This window comes from Microcystis sp. LE19-41.2A, assembly GCF_027530405.1.
GTDB classification, from domain to species: Bacteria; Cyanobacteriota; Cyanobacteriia; order Cyanobacteriales; family Microcystaceae; genus Microcystis; species Microcystis aeruginosa.
Genome location: NZ_JAPZQJ010000581.1, coordinates 1 through 1887, shown reverse-complemented (window position 1 = coordinate 1887; position 1887 = coordinate 1). Strand labels below are relative to the sequence as shown.

The window sequence follows — 1887 nt, the reverse complement described above, 5'->3', positions numbered from 1 at the left end:
ACCCATTTTCATCGGGTAAATTACCTAATTTTCAGGGAAAAAGTCCCGGAATTTTCCCCCCGACCACTCCCATATCTGGTACTTTTTGATTGACAAAAAGTCTAAAAGTCTTACCCAACAAGGTTTTTAGATTTATTCAGCAAGCCCTAATTAGGATTTGCTGAAAAAACTTTTTCAGCAGACCCTAGGTACTGCTCATCCATGTCTCTCAGATTGCCCGATTTCGTCCCCCCCCCTCAACGGTTACGACTGTTTTGGGTTGAGAATACTATTAATAATCAGAGCGTTTTTGGGAAGATAAGGAGGATCAATCATTTCACGATGAATACCGGTGGCATAATGATTGATTCTTTCTCCTTTTGTTGCTTGTGTCCAATCATCTTGAGCTTCATAGTTTCCCTCAGCACGAATCAAATGAATAGTCCCTTGAATTTGTACATTTTTTAAATCAGAATTCCAAAGAAAATTAAAGTATTCCCACACTTGATGATAAGTGCGATTGCGGAGTTTTTGATTCCCTAAAAAGTAACCTCTTAATTCCTGACGTTTGGGATTTAATAAGAAAGCATCAACCCCTTCTTGAATCTCTGACATATCAGCTTTTTTAGCCTCACGTCCTCCTCTGTAAGTATCCAGTAAAATGACATCAGAAACAACTCTCCCTCGACTTTCTAATTGTTGAGCCATTAACATCGCTAAAAATCCGCCGGCGGAATGTCCCATTAATTTTATATCTTGATTCTGAGCCAAATCCTCAATTAATTCAGCGTATTTTTTTAACATTAATTCATCGCTAATATACCGGAAAGTATAAATAGCATAATTCGTTAGATACTCTGCTAAATTGGCATAAGCAGCAGCGAAACCAAGGGCGGGGGGAAATAAAAAGACGGCCTTTTCTTGCTCCTTATTAAACACCACATAAGGACGTTCTTTCGGTTGAATATTCATCTCCTGAGCATAGATAATATAATCGCTTAATTCGGCGACTGTTGGCTTTTCATAAATCATTGATAAAGGAATTTCTATGGCCATTTTTTCATAAATTAAAGCCATAAGATTCATAGCTTGTAAGGAATGACCACCCAACTCAAAGAAGTTATCATTAACCCCTATCTTGCCAGCTTGTAGAAGTTGTTGCCAAAGGCTTACTAAGATAGTTTCCGTTGAATTGCGGGGGGCTAAATAGGGTGATTCAACTAGAGAAGTCTCATCCGGTATAGGCAATTTATGAACGTCTATTTTCCCATTAGGATTTAAGGGAAAATCCGACAACATGACAAAGGCAGAAGGGATCATGTAAACGGGTAATTTCTGCTGTAAGAAACGACGCAAATCCTGGGAAGTTAATAAAGTATCTTTTCTGATTACATAAGCAACTAACCGTTGATTATATAAGGTATCTTCCCGCATAATCACAACAGTTTGTTCAACGTTGGGATGAGTTTCTAAAACCGTCTGAATTTCTCCTAATTCAATGCGTAAACCTCTCAGCTTGACTTGATTATCAATCCGCCCTAAATATTCAATGTTTCCATCAGGAAGATAGCGAGCTAAATCTCCGGTTTTATATAATTTACCCTGGGCAAAAGGATGAGGAATAAATTTTTCAGCCGTTAATTCAGGTTGGTTGAGGTATCCACGCGCTAAACCCATTCCACCAATATGTAATTCTCCAGCAACACCAATAGGAACCGGTTGGAGATAACTGTCGAGAATGTAAATCTGGGCATTAGCAATGGGAGTTCCAATAGAAATTTGGGAATTTGGCTGACAGCACCAGATAGTAGTCTCAACCGCTACTTCTGTTGGTCCATAAGCGTTATATAATTCACAGTTTAACTGCTGAAAAAATCGTTGATTGAGTTCATAAGATAAGGCTTCTCC

1 protein-coding gene is annotated in these 1887 nt (G+C 38.5%); it reads right to left on the bottom strand.

Going from position 1 to position 1887, the window contains the following annotated elements; all coding sequences use genetic code 11:
• Positions 1-243: 243 nt before the first annotated feature.
• Positions 244-1887 (bottom strand): AMP-binding protein (locus O9290_RS24310; RefSeq protein WP_288059535.1); only part of this gene is annotated, 1644 nt, incomplete at its 5' end.